Below are 554 nucleotides of genomic sequence, written 5' to 3'. Positions count from 1 at the left end.
CCGGTGAGCGGATCGTCGATACCGAGGTACCGGACGGCGGTGGCGGCGCCGAGACCGAAGGAGAGCGGAACGAAACGGAGCGGCCACAGCGCCGCGTCCGACTGTATCAGCGGGTGCCCGGAGACGACGAGGTTCGACAGCCCCGGCCCCGTTCGCATCCGGATCCAATGGGCGTCGAAGAGGAACCAGACCGACCCTTCGAGCCCCGATATCGGTCCCCCGACCATCCACCGAGCGACCGCCGAGTCACCCGGCGACACGCCGGCGACCGCGAGTCCGACCCGCGTGATCCCCAGTCCGAGCAGCGCCGCGCCGGCCCCGCAGGCGACGGCGACGCGGAGCCACCCCGGCGGGAGCGAGGCTAGCGATCCGACCGTCGTTCGGCCGTCGGTCGCCATCTCGACCCGGCCTTCCCGAGCGAGCGGGATATGCTTTCTCACGGGCCGCGTGCGGGACGGCGATCGGTTCCGCGAGGACAACCGCTTTGGGCGTCGCGCGAGCAGCACGCGTATGAACCGAACGCGGCTCGACGACCGCCTCGCGGAGATGGCCGG

The 554-nt window shown here is 71.8% G+C and carries 1 pseudogene; it reads right to left on the bottom strand.

The annotated features are described in order from the left end of the window. A pseudogene (locus EXE45_RS17555) lies at nt 1-398 on the bottom strand (hypothetical protein); the annotation flags it as partial. Between the last annotated feature and the right edge of the window lie 156 nt (nt 399-554).

Source organism: Halorubrum sp. SP9 (genome assembly GCF_005435015.1).
In the GTDB taxonomy this organism is placed as follows: domain Archaea; phylum Halobacteriota; class Halobacteria; order Halobacteriales; family Haloferacaceae; genus Halorubrum; species Halorubrum sodomense.
Note: the sequence above shows the minus strand (reverse complement) of the source record. Positions and strands in the feature narration are given on the sequence as shown.